We start from the raw sequence: 15,972 nt of genomic DNA, 5'->3' as shown, positions 1-15,972 counted from the left end.
CGATTTTTCCTAGGGCTGGGCATAGAGTTGCCAGTAGTTCCAGTAGTTCTCCAAGACGCTCTTGACATAGCCATAGGTCTCAGGAAAGGGAATCGATTCCACAAAGCGATCGCTATCGCCAATATCGAACCGCTCTAACCACTGACTAACATTGCCGGGACCTGCATTGTAACTGGCCAAAGCTAAGAGCGTGTTTTGATTGTACTGGTTGTGGGTGTAGTCAAAGTACCATGTGCCCAAGCGGATATTGTCCTCTGGATCCACAAGGGAATAGCCCTCTAGGTTCAACTTCTCGGCAATCCAAGCGGCCGTCTCTGGCATCAACTGCATCAACCCCGTTGCCCCCACCACTGAGCGGATCTCCTTTTCAAAACGAGATTCTTGGCGAATCAAAGCCATCACCAATAGGGGATTTAAGTTGCGTGCCAGTGACCACTTTTCCACCAACTCCCAGTAGGGCAGGGGGTAAAGGGCATACCAGAAGCGGACATCACGGCGAATGGGCGCAAAGAACCTTGCCACCTCGGGTTCACTCCCTGCCCGCGTAAACAAGTTTTGCAGCATAAAGATGCCATCGAGGTATTCGCCCACGCCAAGGCGAATCAGGCCATCAGTGAGTTGCTCTGCCGCTGTCGGTGTCACCCGATTGTGGAATTCCCACTGCCAGCGCTGCCAAGCCTCCTGAGATTGCCGCAGTAGATACAGTTCCCGCAATGTTGGGCTGCCCGTCCCCAGCGGGAGTATGGTTTGGCGATCGCCCGCTACTGAGGGTCGCTGTTGCCGCAGGGTTGTAAAGGTACCCACGGGTTTCTTGAGCAGACTGGCGGCTCGCCAAGCATAGTAGGTGTGGGGATAGCGCTCTATAACCAGTTGCCAAGTTTGGCGTTGCCCTTGGGGTTGTCCCGCTTCCCCTTGCCATTTTCCTTGCCAAAAGGCGGCTCGCGGTGCAAGCTCACTCTCAGGGTTCCATTTGAGAATCTCGCTAACCCACTGTTGTGCCTGAGACCACTGCCGTTTTTGGGCAGCCCCTTGGGCCAGTTGCCAGCGCAGTTCCGCTGCGGCGCTGCTTTGGGGATAGGTCTTGAAGAGTTGTTGTTGGCTCTGTTGTGCCCCTTTGGTATTCCCTAGTTCCTGATAAGCTTGGTACCGTGCTAGAAGGGCATTGGCCGCGATCGCGGGTGCTTGATTTTGGGTAGCTAACTGAAGACACTTGGCCAGCAAAGGGAGACGCTCCGCCGGCGTTTTGGCTAAACGGGCAAGGCGCAGTTGGGCAAGGGCGGCTTCCGAACTGTGGGGAAAGCGGTTGATCAGGGCTTGATAGCCGGCGATCGCCCCGGGGATATCCTCACTGAGTTCGCGTCCTCGTCCGACGCGATAGAGATTCAAGGGGGTCGGCGGTGCCTTGGCATAGGCCGCTGCTGCCGGGGCATACTGCATTTTTTCCCAATAGCCAAAGGCGATCGCTGCCCAATCGGCGGGTGTGAGTTGATTGGCGTAGCGCTGGCGCAAAATTGCCAAGTAGGTGCCGTATTCCTTAAGAAACAGGCCGTAGCGTGCCACCAGCTTCAGGTAGGGCAGTTGATCGGGATTTTTCTCTAACTGTTGCGCCACGTAGTTAACGACGGCAGGATGCTGTGGAAAGCGGGCGATCGCTCGCTGCGGTTGATTGAGGCTTAGGAGTGCCACTGCCGCTTCAGGTTCGTTGCCATAGTCCCGCAGCAACTGTTCCCACGTTTCCTTGGCCCTGCGATTGTCTCCCTGTTGGCGATAGGCCTCAGCCCGCAGTAGGAGAATAGGTGCCGCCATTGGCCGGTAGGTCTGTTCAAGGTTTTGGAGCCATTGCAGCGCGGCCTGGGGTTGCTGTTGACTCAGGCTTTCTACGGCCAAGAGATAGCGCGCACGATCGCGTTTGAGGGGATCCGCAGACTGGGCCCATTGCTCCAGTGCTTGCAGAGCTTGGGGGGGTGCCTCAACGGTGAGCGTGTAAAGGGGCGTCAACGAGGGCGATCGCCAGTGGTACCAACTGAACAGCCCACCGCCAACAATCAGTGCCGCCAACAACAGTGACACCAGCCAAGGCCATATCTCTCGCCGACGGTTTCGTTTTGAGAGCAATTTCACCACCCTGCTGAGGATTATCAATTCATAGTCTACTCAGCCGCACATCGCCCTCCGCTGTGGCAATCTATGAAAAGATGAACCCGTAGCTGCGAATGCCAATGCCCCCTACGCCACGAATGGTCTGGATTGTGATTGGCTGCAATTGCCTGATTGCGCTGATTGCATTATGGTCGGCGTGGCAGTTGGTCAAGCTGCGCCAGATTCTGCGGGGGGTGTCCCGCGCGCTACTGGATGCGGAGCGGAGTACCCACGGGGTCTTAGGTGGCGCTCCTGAGGTGATTATCCTTGGCCAGCGGGGGGTGTCGGGCTTGCGATTGCAATTGCCCAAATGGCGGCGGCAACAGCGCAATGTCCGTCTGTTTTTAACCTTGATAAGCTGGATAGGGCGATATGGTGTCCGCCTGCAAAGGAGAAAGCGATGAGTCAGCAACAGGGTGGCGGTGGTGCTTTTTGGGGGGGGCTGCTCCTAGGGAGCGCGATCGGGACAGTCGTGGGGCTGTTGATTGCTCCTCGCTCTGGTAAGGAAACCCGACAACTGCTGCGCAAATCTGCTGATGCCCTGCCCGAACTGCTCGAAGACATTACTGCCAGTTTTGAGCAACATCGCGATCGCCTCTCAGAAACCACCCAAGAGCGTTGGCAGGCCACCCTAGAACGGCTCAAGGAAGCGATCGCCGTGGGTATCGAAGTCACCCAGCAGCAGCGGCAAACCCTTCGGCGCGAAGCCAATGGCATGACCTTGAGTGACCCTGATGAAGAGGATGCTGTGAATCAATAGCCTGCGGTGGGTCATGAGCCAAGATAGTGAGGAGCATTCTGACTCCTTAGGTCACATATTGCCCCGACAGCGCATTCCCTCTGGGGGCTTTATTTTGGAGTAACAGGCAACACCATCCTTCGGAGTTTCCTTGGCTATAGTGGAAAGTGCTAGCCTCCTAGGTGCGTATGATTGAAGGCCCGTGGATCCATAAGTTTATTGTCTCCAATGGTATCCGTCTCCACTATGTCACCCAAGGAGAAGGGGAGTTGGTGCTGCTGCTCCACGGCTTTCCCGAGTTTTGGTACTCTTGGCGACATCAAATTCCGGTCTTGGCGGAAAAGCACAAAGTCGTTGCCCTAGATTTGCGTGGCTATAATCTCAGCGATAAACCCCAAGATACTGCTAGCTATGTCCTTGATGAGTTAATTCTTGACATTGTCGGTGTCATTGACGGCCTTGGCTATCGGCGCTGTCACTTGGTGGGGCATGACTGGGGGGGAATGGTGGCTTGGGGGGTCGCCTATGCCGTACCTGAGCGGATTCAAACTCTGAGTGTGCTAGCCTGTCCCCATCCTGCGAAGTTTCAACAGTTGAGTTTGGAGCAATGGTTGCGCAGTAGCTATATGCTGCTGTTTCAACTGCCGTGGCTACCAGAGATCCTCTTGCAGTGGGGGGGCTATGGAGCGATCGCCCAAATTTTTCGCTGGGCCGCAGTGAACCAGCAGGCCATTCGACCCGCAGACTTGGCGCTCTATCAAGATGCCGCCGCCCAGCGGGGTGCCCTCTCGGGAATGCTCAACTACTATCGTGCGGGGTTGCAAAGTCTCTGGAGTCGCGAGTGGGGGATACTAGATGTACCAACCTTGATGCTCTGGGGGCGCCAAGATCCCACCTTGGGTATGGAACTCACCTACGACACCGAAGCCTACGTTAAGGAACTGAAAATTCAATACTTGGACTACTGTGGCCACTTTGTGCAGCAGGAGCAGGCCGCCTTGGTGAATGAGTATCTACTAGAGTGGTTAGAAACCGTTTCTGCTGCCCTAAATTAGACCTAAAACCTAAGTTAAACGCCGTAACTGCGTAATTTGGTCAGCGATCGCCAGCAACGATTGCGGCATTTCAGGCCCTGTCAGCATGACATCGAGGGTACGTGGGCGATTCTTGAGAAAATCCAGTACCTCTGCTTCAGTCAGCACCCCCAGTTGAATGGCCACACTCACCTCATCTAAGACCACCAAGCGATGCTGTCCCCCTTGCACCGTGGTTTGCAGATGCTGCCACAGCTCACGCACTGCTGCCCTTTCTTGGGGAGTGATCGAATCTCCTTGACCTAAACAGCGTTGCAGCGCCGGTCGCCACCACGTGAGATGCTGGCCTAACTGAATCGGATGGGCGATCCCCGTTTGAATGCCCCCCTTGAGGAATTGCAGAATCAGGACACCACTGCCTTGGGCAGCAACCCGCAACGCCTGAGCCATGACCGTAGTGAAAAAGTGTCGCTGCGGACAGGTAAACACCTGCACCACTCCCTCAATGCCATAGGTTAGGGGCAAGCCTGCCTCAGAAACGGAAACCGAGAGTTGTGCCACCATAGTGTTCCTGTCCAGTTAAAAAGGAGAACAACCCCCTAGGGGTTATACATCTACATCTAGTGTAGTACGTAATGATTTAACCCTAGTGAACACTAGATATATGTGGCCGTCAAGAGATCAGAAAATTGAGTTATCTTAAAACAAAGTGAGTGTTACTGAGGATGCCCCCATGCCTGCGACACAGGCTCTTGATGCTGAGGCGCTCTTTCGCGCTGCCTACGAAAATCGTTACACATGGGATGAGAATTTTCCCGGCTTTACGGCCAAAGTCACACTCATAGGGGAGGATGGCACCTACCAAGGGCAGGTAAAAGTTAGCCGCGACTACACCGTTGAAGTGAGTGGCATTGAAGATGAGCAAGTGCGCGAGTCCCTCTACAACCAATTGCGGGATGTGATTGTCCATCGCAAGCGTAACCGTTTTGAAGAGGCCCACGGCAAAAACACGTTCCAAACTGGGGAAACCGACGCCAGTGGGGCGGTGGAAATCCTCGTTAGCGGTGACGCCATGGGGTCGAACTATAAGGTGCGGGACAATCAAATTGTCTATGTCAGCCGTGTTATGGGGCGGGTCGCCTTTGCCATTACCCACCGTGAAGCCCTTGATACCGGCGCAGGCTACATTTCCACCAACTATGTGGCCGTCTTCCGCAATCCGCAAACCAACGAAGTGCTACGGCAAATGGAGTTTGAGGATACCTATGTGCCCGTGGGTAATTACTACCTGATGAGTCGGCAGGTGGTGCGCACCCATGAAAATGGCCAAACCAGCACCTTTGAAATTTGTTTTGATGACCTGCAACTCCTAGACGACTAAGCGTGGAAATTACCTTTCTAGGCACCAGTTCTGGGGTACCCACCCGCACACGCAATGTTTCCAGTGTGGCTCTGCGGCTGCCCCAGCGCAAGGAAATTTGGCTCTTTGACTGCGGTGAAGCCACCCAGCACCAATTGCTGCGGAGCGACCTGCGAACCAGTCAGATCCGCCGCATCTTCGTTACCCACATGCACGGCGATCACATCTTTGGCCTAATGGGCTTGCTTGCCAGTTGTGGCCTTGCAGGAACCGTGAGTCAAATTGATGTCTATGGCCCACCGACACTGGATCGCTACATTGCCAGTTGTTTGCGCTGGTCTGTGATGCGGCTCCCCTACAAGTTGCAAGTGCATACGGTGGAGGCAGGGGAAGTCTTTAGTGATGGCGAGTTTACCGTGACCTGTCGGCTGCTGCATCATCGCATTCCCGCCTTTGGCTACCGCGTCACCGAGAGCGATCGCCCCGGTCGCTTTCATGTGGAAAAAGCCCAAGCCTTGGGAATTCCCTTTGGGCCGCTGTATGGTCAACTCAAGCAGGGCAAAACGATCACCCTCGCAGATGGCCGCACCTTTGATGGCCGCAACTTCTGTGATCCACCGCAGCGGGGGCGCAGTATGGTCTATTGCACCGATACGGTCTTTTGTGAAAGCGCCGTTGAATTGGCTCAGCAGGCGGATGTTCTCATCCACGAGGCGACATTTTCCCATCAGGAGGCGGATCTTGCTTTTGCGCGGCTGCACTCTACGTCCACGATGGCGGCTCAGGTGGCGGCCTTTGCCCAAGTGAAATTGCTCTTCCTCACCCACTTTAGTGCCCGCTACGCCCCCGGCAATCCCGTGCAGGTGGAGGATCTACTCGCGGAAGCACAAGCCATTTTCCCCAATACTCGCTTGGCGCATGATTTTCTCCAATACGAAATTCCCCGTGGTGAGGACGCGCCCCAAGACAATCCAGCCGTAGCTATTGCGCCAGAGCAAGGGGGTATACTGCTCAAGCGAGGTGAGGAGACAACGGTTGCTGTTGCTCAGAAAACTGCGCCAGCGATCGCCATCAACCGTGCCACCCGCCAACAAATGCAGCAGAAACTGGGAATTGACGCTGCTACAGCCAATGCGATTTTGGAGCGGCGGCGGCAGCAAAAGTTTACCTGCCTAGAGGAACTCGAACGGCTGTATCCCCAGGTGGCATGGGAAACCCTCAACGTGGAGTTCTAAAGATTGATTTTTTTGCATCTCAAATGGGAACTTCTGATTGAGATCAACGTCTTTGGGTGCTGTTAATCACAGTTAAGCTTTGTGCAGTAGTGGCATAGTTGAGACCATACACGCAAATTTCAAGGAGATTGATGTATGACGCTGCTGGAGCTAGTCCGCCGCATTCAGGCGACTCGGATCGTAACCCCTGCTCAAGAGCGGCAGATCAATGAATTGTTGTGGCAGCGTTCCCTGAGCGTTACGGAGTATCAAGCACTGCAGGAGCTGGTTACGGGGATTATTGCGGGAGAAATTCAAGTCATCTCTCAGATTCAGCGGTTTGGCAGCAAAAAGGAGCTAGGGAATAATCGGTTACAATTGGCTTAAGGGACTGGGTTTTATGACAGTTCCGCCATTGGTTTTTGGGAGCTGCTCCTGCCCATGCAACTGTATTTCGACTATGGTGCAACGACCCCCTGTCGAGGGGAAGCGATTGCAGCGATGATGGCGGTCTATGAACAGCAGTGGGGCAATCCATCGAGTATTCACGAGTGGGGGCAACGTGCGGCGATCGCCCTTGAGCAGGCACGGATGCAGGTGGCGGCACTGATTCATGCCCAAGCGGATGAGATCATTTTTACCTCTGGGGGCACAGAAGCGGATAATCTTGCCCTGTGGGGAATTTGCCAACGCTATCGCCAGCCTCAGCATTTAATCATTTCGGCGGTCGAGCATTCGGCGGTGGCCAAACCGGCTGCCGCCCTTGAAGCCCAAGGCTGGCAAGTGACCCGCTTAGCGGTGAATCACTGGGGACAGGTGGAACCCGCCCAACTGCGGCAGGCGCTGCAACCGAACACGGCCTTGGTCTCCATTATTTACGGCCAAAGTGAGGTGGGCACGCTCCAACCCATTGCTGAACTCGCAGCCATTTGCCAAGAGGCAGGGGTGCTTTTCCATACGGATGCGGTTCAAGTGGCGGGACGAGTTCCCTTGGATGTGCAACGGCTGGGGGTGGATTTACTCTCGCTGTCCAGTCATAAAATTTATGGCCCTCAGGGGGCGGGGGCGCTCTATGTGCGATCGGGGGTGTCCCTAGAACCGCTCTTGCGCGGTGGTGGACAGGAACTGGGCCTCAGGGCAGGAACGCAGGCAGTACCGACCCTCGTGGGTTTTGGGGTGGCGGCGGAATGGGCAGCCACTGAACTAGCGACAGAGCCAATGCGCCTTGCTCAACTGCGCGATCGCCTGTGGCAGCAGTTGCAGGATCATCCCCAAGTGGAACGAACAGGGCATCCATGGCAGCGATTGCCCCATCATTTGAGTTTGATTGTGCGCGATCGCCACGGCCAGCCCTTGAATAGCAAAACCTTTGTACGGCAACTAAACCTTGCGGGCATTGGCATTAGTGCGGGATCCGCCTGTCAAAGTGGCCAAACCCAACCCAGTCCCTCCCTCTTGGCCATGGGCTACGATCCTGACACCGCCAAAGCCGGAATTCGCATTACCTTGGGGCGACAGACTACCGCTGCCGATGTTGATTGGTTGGCCATGGTGCTGCGGCAATATCTTGCAGAGGCGATCGCCCCCCCCTTAGCGGTATCTCTTTCCTAAGGTGCATTCATGGTGTGGGCGGCATTATCTACACAGGGGACGTGGGGACTGGCCAGTTATGGCGTGGTTGCCACCCTGATTCTGCTGTGGACAATTCTGCGATCGCTACGACACCCCTCGCAAAAAGCCCCCCTTGAAGCCGAAGTAGCGCGACTGCAAGATCACTGCAATCAACTTCAACAGCAACTTCAGGCAATAGCCGCCGAAAATCAACACTTACGAGCAGAGCGCGATTACTGGCAACAGCAGCATCAAGCCCTCAATGATCAACTCACCACCCTAGAAGCCACATATCACCAACTGGAGATGAATCTTCAACGCCTCGAACAGGAGCGCGATCGCCTGCAACAGGCACTGCAACAGCCCGCCGACTGGTGGCAGGAAATGACGAAAAACTATCAAAGTTGGTGGGAAAGCCTGCCCTTTCTTCCCCATGAGGATACCAGCAGCAAATCCTAGCACAAGCGATTGATGGGCAATGGTGGAGAGAAGAGGTAGCCTTGGCCATAGCAACAACCGAGGTCGATTAATTGAGCGGCTTGAGTCGTCGTTTCCACCCCCTCTGCCACCACATCTAAGCGCAGGCTTTTGCCTAGGGCAATCACGGCACCAATGATTTCCTGCGCCGCTTGGCTCTTCTCTAAGTTCTGGACAAAGGAGCGATCAATTTTCAGGGCGTGGATCGGCAACTGATGCAACCGACTCAGGGAGGAGTAGCCTGTGCCAAAGTCATCAATGTTGAGGGCAACCCCCAGTTGCTGCAGTTCCTCAGCCACCTGCAATGTGGCTTCAAGGTTGCGGATCATGGTCGTTTCCGTGATCTCCAGATGCAACAGATGAGGGGGCAATTGGGCCCTGCGCAGCGCCGCCAAAATACCCCTGACAAAGTTGGCATCCACCAGTTGTTGAGGCGAGATATTAATGCCCAAGGTTATGGTCTGGCGACGGCTGTCCTGCTGTCGCCACTGGCTAAATTCCTGCATCGCCCGTTCAAAAACCTGTTGGCCAAGGCTGACAATGAGACCTGCTTGCTCCGCAAGGGCAATAAATTCAGCGGCAGGAATCTCACCCTTTTCAGAGTCAAACCAACGGCTCAGCGCCTCAAGACCCACGATCGCCCCGCTCTCCAGTTCAACAATGGGCTGAAAATAGACTTGCAACTCACTGTTGGCGATCGCCTGATGCAGTTGGCTTTCAAGGGTAAAGCAACTCTGGGCTTGGGTGTGCATTTGCGGGTCAAAAATCCGATACTGCCCCAATCCCTGTTTTTTCGCTTGGTACATGGCAATGTCAGCATTCCGCAGGAGGGTAGCGGCGGAGACAGCGTCGCGATCGCTAAAGGCCACGCCAATACTGGCACTCAAACTCAGCAGGTGCCCATCAATGATCAGGGGTTCCTCAATCACCCGCTCTAGGTCAGTCACCCGTGCTTGCACTTGTGCCACCATCTGTTCGGGATCAAGGTCTTCACACAGCACCACAAATTCATCGCCACTCAGGTGAGCCAAGGTATCCCCCTCCGGCACCACACTCTGCATGCGTTGGGCAAGGGTAATGAGCACCTGATCGCCGGCTTGGTGTCCCAAGCTATCGTTAACCCGCTTAAAGCGATCAATATCAATAAAAACAACGGCAAACGGGCGATTGCGATGGCGTTGATACTGGCGCCAGCAGTGTTTTAAGCGATCTTGGAGCAGCGTGCGGTTGGGGAGTCCCGTCAGGGCATCGTGGAGGGCATCGTGAATTAAGCGATTCTCCATTTCCTTGCGGCGGGTAATATCGCGCCCCACACATTGATACTCCACACAGCGGCCATGGTTGTCAAAGAAGGCACGGATTGTCCATTCAAACCAAGCAAAACGTCCTTCACTAAAGGTCACGCCACATTCAATCGTGCTCATGGGCTGTGTGGGGGTGAGGGCTTGCAGGTGTTGTTGGAAACGTTGCCGTGTGAGGGCATCAAAGGGGGGTTGGAGCAGATCCCCAAGGTCACAACTGATCCCCGCCTCAGCCAAATAGCGAAAGAAGGCAGGATTGCCGAAGGTCAAGTGTCCCTCAGGGGTACAACGATAGAGCAGTTCTGTCTGTGCTTCAAGAACCCGCCGATAGCGTTCCTTTTCCTGATGCAGGGCACTGACCAATTCGGCACGGTTGATGCCAAAGCCCAGTTGTTCCCCCAGTTGGCGGAGCAGTTCCACCTCGTCAGTTGCCCAAGGTCGAGGAGAAGAGCAGTGGTGGCACAGGAATAATCCCCAGAGGCGTTCCTCCTCAATAATCGGTACTACTAATAGGGCACGCACCTGCAATTGACTAAGAAAGTCGCGATGACACTGGCTTATTTCAGCGGTGTTAATATCAGCAACCGCCAGTACCCGTCCTTGGACATAGGCTGCAGCAGACTCGCGGTGGAAGCAGGGGTCGTAGAAGGTGCGGTGGATGAGAGAAAACTGCGGTGCCGCCACCGATTCAGCCACCACCTCACCCGAGCCATCGGCATAGAACTGGAAAATCAGCGTGCGATCGACCCCCAACAACTGACGCACTTCCTCAAGAGCAGTTTTGAGAACCGTTTCCAGATCAAGGGAACGGCGAATTTTCAGCGTTAGGCGATGCAGGAGTTCCGCTTGGGTTTGCCGTCGCTGTAATGAAGTGGTGGAGTCCACCTGAAGCGTAATATTCTGGAAGAAGACCGCAAGACCTCGCGCCGTGGGAAAAGTCCGTACCGCGAACCATTGGTTCAGCCCCTCACAGAAGGCTTCAAATTGGACAGGAGTTGCTTCCGCCATTGCCTGCCGACTTTGGCTTTCAAAAATTGAGTTGCGGGCATCGGGAAAGAGATCCCAGAAGTTTTTGCCTAACATCTCTGAGGCAGATTTCCCCACTAGACGGCAAAAATTCCCGTTGACATAGATAACTGTGAAGTCGCGATCCACTTCAAAAAAGTGATCCGACATGCTCTCCAAAATATCGGTCACTTGGTTGTAGGCCGCTTGCAGGCGATCGCTAAATTGGTGCTGTTCCGTGACATCCCGTGCTGCGCCATAGATGCGCCCTTGACTGAGCAGGCCTTGCCATTCATACCAGCGGTAGTCTCCCCCTTGGGTGCGCAGGCGAATCGTGTGGTTAGTGATTTGCTCCCCGGCAAGGAGACGTTGCTGCATTTCCCGATGGCGGGGGCGATCGCTGGGGTGGAGAAATTCCTCAAACTTTGCCCCTGCCAACTGATTCAGGTCATAGCCCAAGCAGCTTTGCCAGTGTTGATTCACCCGCCGCAGCCGTCCCTCACCATCGGCAATCATAAATAGCTGTAGGGAGGAGCCAAAGAAATACTCTAATTCAGCCGTTTTTTGGGCAATTTCGGCTTGCAAACGGATGCGATCGCTAATGTCGCGCTGCACGCCAAAGTGGCCGATGATCTCTTTACTCTGGTTGTAAAGACAGACATAGTTCCCCTCCACCCAAAAGGAACTGCCATTCTGGCGCTGCAGTTCAATTTCAATATGGAAATAGCCCAAATCAAAGAGTGCTCGCCAGAGGCGCTTGGCCAGTTCTAAATCATTCTTAAAGCAGATGCGTGGCGTCAGCCCAATGAGTTGCTCCGGCGGTAGTTGATACTGCTGGGCAAAGGCGCTATTGATGCGAGTAATGCGCTGGTGATCAAGGACATATTCTAAGAGTTCCTCTTTATTGGCCGTGTCATCCCAGCGGATCGGACGATCCAACATCATGAAAAAGCACGCTTCAAGGGAGTGTTGAAAGAAAGCTTCTAGGAGTTCTTGATTGGCCTGTAATTCTAGTTCCAGTTGACGGCGACGGGTAATATCTCGTGATGTGCTCACTAAAAATAAAACATTTCCCGCGTCATCACAAATGGGGTGCGTCAGGGTTTCCAACCAAATATATCCGCCGCTCTTTTTCCGCATGCGATAGGTTTCGGTGACATTCACACTGCCTTGCAGAGCGAGGGCATGGGCACCACTGCGGATTCGTTCGGCATCTTCAGGATGAAATAATGTGTAGGGACTCTTCCCAATTAGTTCTTCAGGAGAATAACCCAAAAGGGTTTTGCTGGAGGGAGTCACATATAGATAGTTGCCATCGGGTTCGTGCAGGCAAATGAGATCATCTGTGTAGTTGACCAATAATTCAGTAAAATGTTCAAATTCAGCTATGATCATTCGCTAGAATCCATAATTTTTATCACGCATTAAGACACTTCTGGACGTTTTACACCATGAAACTCCAAGTAATCATTGACAATTTTAGCGAATGACAGCCCTTTCCTGAAATATGGGCGGCATAACGGGAAGGCGGTGCTTTGCCATCGTGGGTTTTACAGGGTTGAGGGTGTTCGAGAAAAGGGCTGTAGAACCAGAAACGCTCTACGGGAACTCTCTAAGCGCGTATGATCCGTACTTGACAAATGTTTGCTCACCCCTTAGGATAACGAAAAGCAGCTAGGAGATTTCTAAGGCTGCTTGGAGTTGTCTATTTTTGGAGATTTTCTTGATGGAGTCTAGTAGTAGTCACTGTAGCGTTGCTTCTGCTGACCCCATCTCCGCTAGCGAAGATCCCTGCCATAGGTGGAGCTTCTCTTCCCTAAGGATCGCCGAGGTGAATTCAGACTTTTCTGCTGGCTAATGGCTTGAACTTCTGGTTCATCTCCGCGCGTTCCAAGGCAGTTGATCTGCAAATGGAGATGGATCACGAAGCAAATCGCTCAATGGGTTTTAGTCTCGTATCTACGTGAGTCTGCCTAGAGTTGGCTGGCTCGAAAGCAGTTGTTGTTGAGAGCGATCGCCCGTAGTCAAGCGTTTTTCGCGTTTTTATTGAACGACTACTTTTCATCGCTCAAGTTGTTGCGTGGCAAAACCATTAGCAACGGAGAGTTTCTATGTTTGAAGTTTGTTTGTTCAGCATGATGGCCGAAATGCTGGGAATTACGCTTTCGGAAGTGCTGGGTGTTGCCCTTGGACACCTGATGATTACAGCTATGAGCCAAGCGATCGCCAGTTTGGGAGAATACTCACCCTTCGAGTTCTCCCGTTAAACCCCAGAGAACCCAATTGTCGTTTCTCAATGGAGCTTAGAACCATGATGACCCACGATGTAAAGCAGGCATTTCTCTGCCCCTATACCCTTTACCGCGGGCACGTCACCCTAGACGCGCTGACCTTTGATGCCTACCTCCAGAAATTTGCTCAACGGGCAGGGTTTATTGCTGCCCTCCATACCAGTGGCAAGCTTTCCACCGCCCAGGCCTACAGTGAGTTAGCCAATCTCTGGCATCAATTGAGTGAAGCCTATGCCCCTGTCTCACCCACCTTAAATTCTCAGCCATAGAAGGAGCCAGGCGATGGTAATTAATCCCCTCGATGCTCTGCTGACCTATCCTCAGGGTCTCGGTGCTGCCAAACGGACAGCCAACCAATTGACGATTCCTGAGCTGGTGCGTGCCCTGCGCCAAATTGACCCCCACAAGCGGGTATTGACTTTTCGCCTCCTCGAAAAAGACAAGGCGATCGCGGTCTTTGAAGCCCTGACTCCGGAGGAGCAAGCGACCCTGACTCAAGGGATGACCGATCCAGAGATTCTCCATTTTCTAGAAGCCCTTGAGGCGGATCAACGGGTGCGGCTCTTTGAGGAGTTGCCCGCCAAGGTCACCAAACGCCTGCTGAGTCAATTGAGTCCAGAATCGCGGGATGCAGTGAACTTGCTGTTGGGTTATCCTGAGGGCACGATTGGTCGGCGGATGAATTTGCGCTACTTGGCGCTGCGGCAACAGTTGACCGTGGGGGAGGCGATTGCCAGTATTCGCGCAAGCTCCCTAGATACCGATGGCCTGAGCATTATTTTCGTGATTGATGAACAGCGCTTTTATCGTGGCTTTGTGCAGCCGATTCAGTTGATAAAAGCAAATCCCCACCAGCCGCTTCAAGATTTGGTGCAAGGACAGGAGCTGGCGATCGCTGTTAGCGCGCCGGAACTCGCAGCAGCCAAACTCCTCAAGGAATACGATGTCGCGGCTATTCCTGTTGTGGATCAGGAGGGCCGACTGGTGGGCGATATCACCTTTGATGATGTGATTGACCTGATCGAAGAAGAGGCCACAGGCACAATTCTGGCGCAAGCGGGTGTGGGCAACTTGCTCAACCGTGACCAAATCTGGAGTGAAAGCCTAGTGCGCGGCCCCATTCGCTACGCGGTGCAACTGCGGATTGTGTGCCTGATCATTACCCTCATTGGCGGTATGATGGTTGGCGGCGTCATTCAGTACTTTGAGGAAGTTCTCGCAGCCGTGGTTGCCGTGGCCATTTTTATTCCTGTGGTCATGGACATGGGAGGCAATGTCGGTACCCAATCCACAACCATCTTTGCCCGTGGCCTTGCTTGGCAGCAGATTGATATTCGTCGCTATGGCGGTTATCTCTTTCGCGAGTTTCGCATTGGTGCGCTCATGGGTCTCATCTTAGGAACCGCTGGCGGCTTGATTGCCCTTCTCTGGCAGGGACTACCCAACGGAATTCCCCAACTGGGCTTGGCTGTCGGACTTTCCCTTTTTGCGGTGATCACTTTTGCTGCGGTTCTCGGTGCCTTGCTTCCTTGGCTCTTACTGAAGCTGGGTTTTGATCACGGTCCAGCGTCAGATCCCTTTATCACAACCATTAAAGATTTCACAGGGCTGTTGCTCTACTTCTATCTGGTGAGTGCCTTCCTAGGGCTGTCGTTTTAAGCTATGTCAACGAGTGATTTTATTGTGCGTTTGATGGCGGCTTTTTGTCTTGGGGCAGCCCTTGGCTTGGAGCGACAATGGCGGCAACGCATGGCCGGTCTGCGCACGAATACCCTAGTGGCAACAGGAGCAGCACTATTTGTCATGCTCTCAGTTTTGACGCCGGGGGAAGCCAGTCCAACGCGGATTGCCGCCCAAATTGTCTCTGGGATTGGGTTTCTTGGCGGGGGCGTGATCCTGCGGGAAGGCCTCTCAGTGCGGGGCTTGAATACGGCAGCTACTCTCTGGTGTGCAGCGGCGGTGGGGGCACTGTGTGGTTCGGGATTACTCTATCAGGCAACCTTAGGGGCAGTGGCAGTGCTCATGGCCAATCTGCTCTTGCGTCCCCTCGGCTATCGCATTAATCAGCAGCCCCTCAAGGGCACTGAAGTAGAGTTGTGCTATCGCTGTGATGTTGTCTGCCGTGTTGAGGCAGAGGCTCATTTGCGGGCACTGCTGTTGCAGTCATTAGCGGGCAGTCGGCTGAAGTTGCGATCGCTCCTCAGCGAGGATATTGAAGATACCCCCGATCGCGTCCATATTGAGGCAGAACTCCTCAGTCAAGAGCGCAATGATGATTTTGTAGAAGGGCTGGTGAGCCGCTTGAGTTTAGAACCCAGTGTTCTTTCGGCGCGCTGGCGTATTACGGAACAGGAGTATGGTTGATTTCTCTAGGGGTAAAGGCGCATATTCAGACGAGCTGTGGTGCCCGCTTGCGGACATTGCAGACGCGGCGTATAGGTACCGCCAACTCGCCACACGGAAATATAGCGGTTATCCCGTACCCATTGAATGGTTACTTCGCCACTACAGCCAAAATTACCACCAAGATCGCGATCGCTGAAAAAACCGCGCACAAGTCCATTACCTATTCCCGTGACGTTAATGGTGCCCTGATAGACTCGGCCATTAATCTTGGTGGTGTAGCTCAGGACATCTCCCGGAAAGTGGCTAAATTGGTAGTCGTAGATTTCAGTCAGACCGCTATCAGAAATCAGGGTTCCGGCAGCAGCAGGCAAAATAGAGACCACACCCAGAACCCCTGCGCCCAGCAAGCCCTGCAACATTTTCATAGACAGCCTCCTTTTGGCAAGATTGGAAAC

16 protein-coding genes are annotated in these 15,972 nt (G+C 53.9%); 12 read left to right on the top strand and 4 right to left on the bottom strand.

Annotation, left to right across the window (positions count from 1 at the left end):
- Positions 1-9 precede the first annotated feature (9 nt).
- Positions 10-2,115 (bottom strand): transglycosylase SLT domain-containing protein, encoded by a 2,106-nt coding sequence (locus IGQ15_RS04510; RefSeq protein ID WP_297049032.1) that lies wholly within the window; start codon positions 2,113-2,115, stop codon positions 10-12.
- A gap of 98 nt (positions 2,116-2,213) precedes the next feature.
- Here IGQ15_RS04510 and IGQ15_RS04505 point away from each other — a divergent pair, with 98 nt between their 5' ends.
- From IGQ15_RS04505 to IGQ15_RS04495, 3 genes are all read left to right on the top strand, one after another.
- Positions 2,214-2,543, top strand: a complete 330-nt coding sequence (locus IGQ15_RS04505) for a hypothetical protein (RefSeq protein WP_297049030.1) — start codon at positions 2,214-2,216, stop codon at positions 2,541-2,543.
- Positions 2,540-2,899, top strand: coding sequence for a YtxH domain-containing protein (locus tag IGQ15_RS04500; protein WP_297049028.1), 360 nt, complete (start codon positions 2,540-2,542; stop codon positions 2,897-2,899). The genes IGQ15_RS04505 and IGQ15_RS04500 overlap by 4 nt, the downstream gene beginning before the upstream one ends.
- Before the next feature lie 167 nt (positions 2,900-3,066).
- Complete coding sequence (locus IGQ15_RS04495) at positions 3,067-3,933, top strand: alpha/beta fold hydrolase (RefSeq protein ID WP_297049026.1); 867 nt, start codon at positions 3,067-3,069, stop codon at positions 3,931-3,933.
- Positions 3,934-3,942: 9 nt separating this feature from the next.
- On the opposite strand, the gene IGQ15_RS04490 is transcribed toward IGQ15_RS04495, so the two are convergent.
- Complete coding sequence (locus tag IGQ15_RS04490) at positions 3,943-4,476, bottom strand: P-loop NTPase family protein (protein WP_297049024.1); 534 nt, start codon at positions 4,474-4,476, stop codon at positions 3,943-3,945.
- 169 nt (positions 4,477-4,645) lie between these two features.
- On the opposite strand from IGQ15_RS04490, the gene IGQ15_RS04485 reads away from it, so the two are divergent.
- From IGQ15_RS04485 to IGQ15_RS04465, 5 genes are all read left to right on the top strand, one after another.
- The gene (locus tag IGQ15_RS04485) at positions 4,646-5,293 is read left to right on the top strand and encodes a DUF3386 domain-containing protein (protein ID WP_297049023.1); all 648 of its coding nucleotides are present in this window, start codon (positions 4,646-4,648) and stop codon (positions 5,291-5,293) included.
- Positions 5,294-5,295: 2 nt separating this feature from the next.
- Positions 5,296-6,507 carry a ribonuclease Z gene (rnz, locus tag IGQ15_RS04480; protein WP_363315786.1) on the top strand — a complete coding sequence of 404 codons (1,212 nt, stop codon included), beginning with the start codon at positions 5,296-5,298 and terminating at the stop codon, positions 6,505-6,507.
- A 135-nt stretch (positions 6,508-6,642) separates the two neighbouring features.
- Positions 6,643-6,873 (top strand): hypothetical protein, encoded by a 231-nt coding sequence (locus IGQ15_RS04475; protein ID WP_297049020.1) that lies wholly within the window; start codon positions 6,643-6,645, stop codon positions 6,871-6,873.
- 54 nt (positions 6,874-6,927) lie between these two features.
- On the top strand, positions 6,928-8,097 hold the full coding sequence (locus IGQ15_RS04470; protein WP_297049018.1) for a cysteine desulfurase family protein: 1,170 nt from the start codon (positions 6,928-6,930) through the stop codon (positions 8,095-8,097).
- A gap of 9 nt (positions 8,098-8,106) precedes the next feature.
- Entirely contained in the window at positions 8,107-8,556 is a 450-nt protein-coding gene (locus IGQ15_RS04465; RefSeq protein ID WP_297049016.1) for a hypothetical protein, read from the top strand.
- Here IGQ15_RS04465 and IGQ15_RS04460 read toward each other — a convergent pair.
- Positions 8,553-12,275: an EAL domain-containing protein gene (locus IGQ15_RS04460; RefSeq protein ID WP_297049014.1), complete on the bottom strand. Its 3,723-nt coding sequence runs from the start codon at positions 12,273-12,275 to the stop codon at positions 8,553-8,555. The genes IGQ15_RS04465 and IGQ15_RS04460 overlap by 4 nt on opposite strands.
- Positions 12,276-12,991: 716 nt before the next feature.
- On the opposite strand from IGQ15_RS04460, the gene IGQ15_RS04455 reads away from it, so the two are divergent.
- From IGQ15_RS04455 to IGQ15_RS04440, 4 genes are read left to right on the top strand one after another with little or no spacing between them, the layout of a single operon-like run.
- Entirely contained in the window at positions 12,992-13,147 is a 156-nt protein-coding gene (locus tag IGQ15_RS04455; RefSeq protein ID WP_297049012.1) for a hypothetical protein, read from the top strand.
- Positions 13,148-13,194: 47 nt separating this feature from the next.
- A complete protein-coding gene (locus IGQ15_RS04450) occupies positions 13,195-13,440 on the top strand; it encodes a hypothetical protein (protein WP_297049009.1) in 246 nt (81 codons plus the stop codon).
- Between the two features lie 13 nt (positions 13,441-13,453).
- Complete coding sequence (gene mgtE, locus IGQ15_RS04445) at positions 13,454-14,830, top strand: magnesium transporter (protein WP_297049008.1); 1,377 nt, start codon at positions 13,454-13,456, stop codon at positions 14,828-14,830.
- Positions 14,831-14,833: 3 nt separating this feature from the next.
- Complete coding sequence (locus IGQ15_RS04440; protein ID WP_297049005.1) at positions 14,834-15,535, top strand: MgtC/SapB family protein; 702 nt, start codon at positions 14,834-14,836, stop codon at positions 15,533-15,535.
- 5 nt (positions 15,536-15,540) lie between these two features.
- Here IGQ15_RS04440 and IGQ15_RS04435 read toward each other — a convergent pair whose 3' ends face one another.
- Entirely contained in the window at positions 15,541-15,942 is a 402-nt protein-coding gene (locus IGQ15_RS04435; protein ID WP_297049004.1) for a hypothetical protein, read from the bottom strand.
- Positions 15,943-15,972: the final 30 nt, after the last annotated feature.

This window comes from Thermosynechococcus sp. M98_K2018_005, from assembly GCF_015295825.1.
Classification (GTDB): domain Bacteria; phylum Cyanobacteriota; class Cyanobacteriia; order Thermosynechococcales; family Thermosynechococcaceae; genus Thermosynechococcus.
The sequence above is the reverse complement of the archived record's forward strand: the minus strand, read 5'-3'. Positions and strand labels throughout refer to the sequence as shown.

Coding starts and splice junctions, on each gene's coding strand:
- IGQ15_RS04505 (WP_297049030.1), top strand. CDS start 2,214: ATGCCAATGCCCCCTACGCCACGAATGGTCTGGATTGTGATTGGCTGC.
- IGQ15_RS04500 (WP_297049028.1), top strand. CDS start 2,540: ATGAGTCAGCAACAGGGTGGCGGTGGTGCTTTTTGGGGGGGGCTGCTC.
- IGQ15_RS04495 (WP_297049026.1), top strand. CDS start 3,067: ATGATTGAAGGCCCGTGGATCCATAAGTTTATTGTCTCCAATGGTATC.
- IGQ15_RS04490 (WP_297049024.1), bottom strand. CDS start 4,476: ATGGTGGCACAACTCTCGGTTTCCGTTTCTGAGGCAGGCTTGCCCCTA.
- IGQ15_RS04485 (WP_297049023.1), top strand. CDS start 4,646: ATGCCTGCGACACAGGCTCTTGATGCTGAGGCGCTCTTTCGCGCTGCC.
- IGQ15_RS04475 (WP_297049020.1), top strand. CDS start 6,643: ATGACGCTGCTGGAGCTAGTCCGCCGCATTCAGGCGACTCGGATCGTA.
- IGQ15_RS04470 (WP_297049018.1), top strand. CDS start 6,928: ATGCAACTGTATTTCGACTATGGTGCAACGACCCCCTGTCGAGGGGAA.
- IGQ15_RS04465 (WP_297049016.1), top strand. CDS start 8,107: ATGGTGTGGGCGGCATTATCTACACAGGGGACGTGGGGACTGGCCAGT.
- IGQ15_RS04460 (WP_297049014.1), bottom strand. CDS start 12,275: ATGATCATAGCTGAATTTGAACATTTTACTGAATTATTGGTCAACTAC.
- IGQ15_RS04455 (WP_297049012.1), top strand. CDS start 12,992: ATGTTTGAAGTTTGTTTGTTCAGCATGATGGCCGAAATGCTGGGAATT.
- IGQ15_RS04450 (WP_297049009.1), top strand. CDS start 13,195: ATGACCCACGATGTAAAGCAGGCATTTCTCTGCCCCTATACCCTTTAC.
- mgtE (WP_297049008.1), top strand. CDS start 13,454: ATGGTAATTAATCCCCTCGATGCTCTGCTGACCTATCCTCAGGGTCTC.
- IGQ15_RS04440 (WP_297049005.1), top strand. CDS start 14,834: ATGTCAACGAGTGATTTTATTGTGCGTTTGATGGCGGCTTTTTGTCTT.
- IGQ15_RS04435 (WP_297049004.1), bottom strand. CDS start 15,942: ATGAAAATGTTGCAGGGCTTGCTGGGCGCAGGGGTTCTGGGTGTGGTC.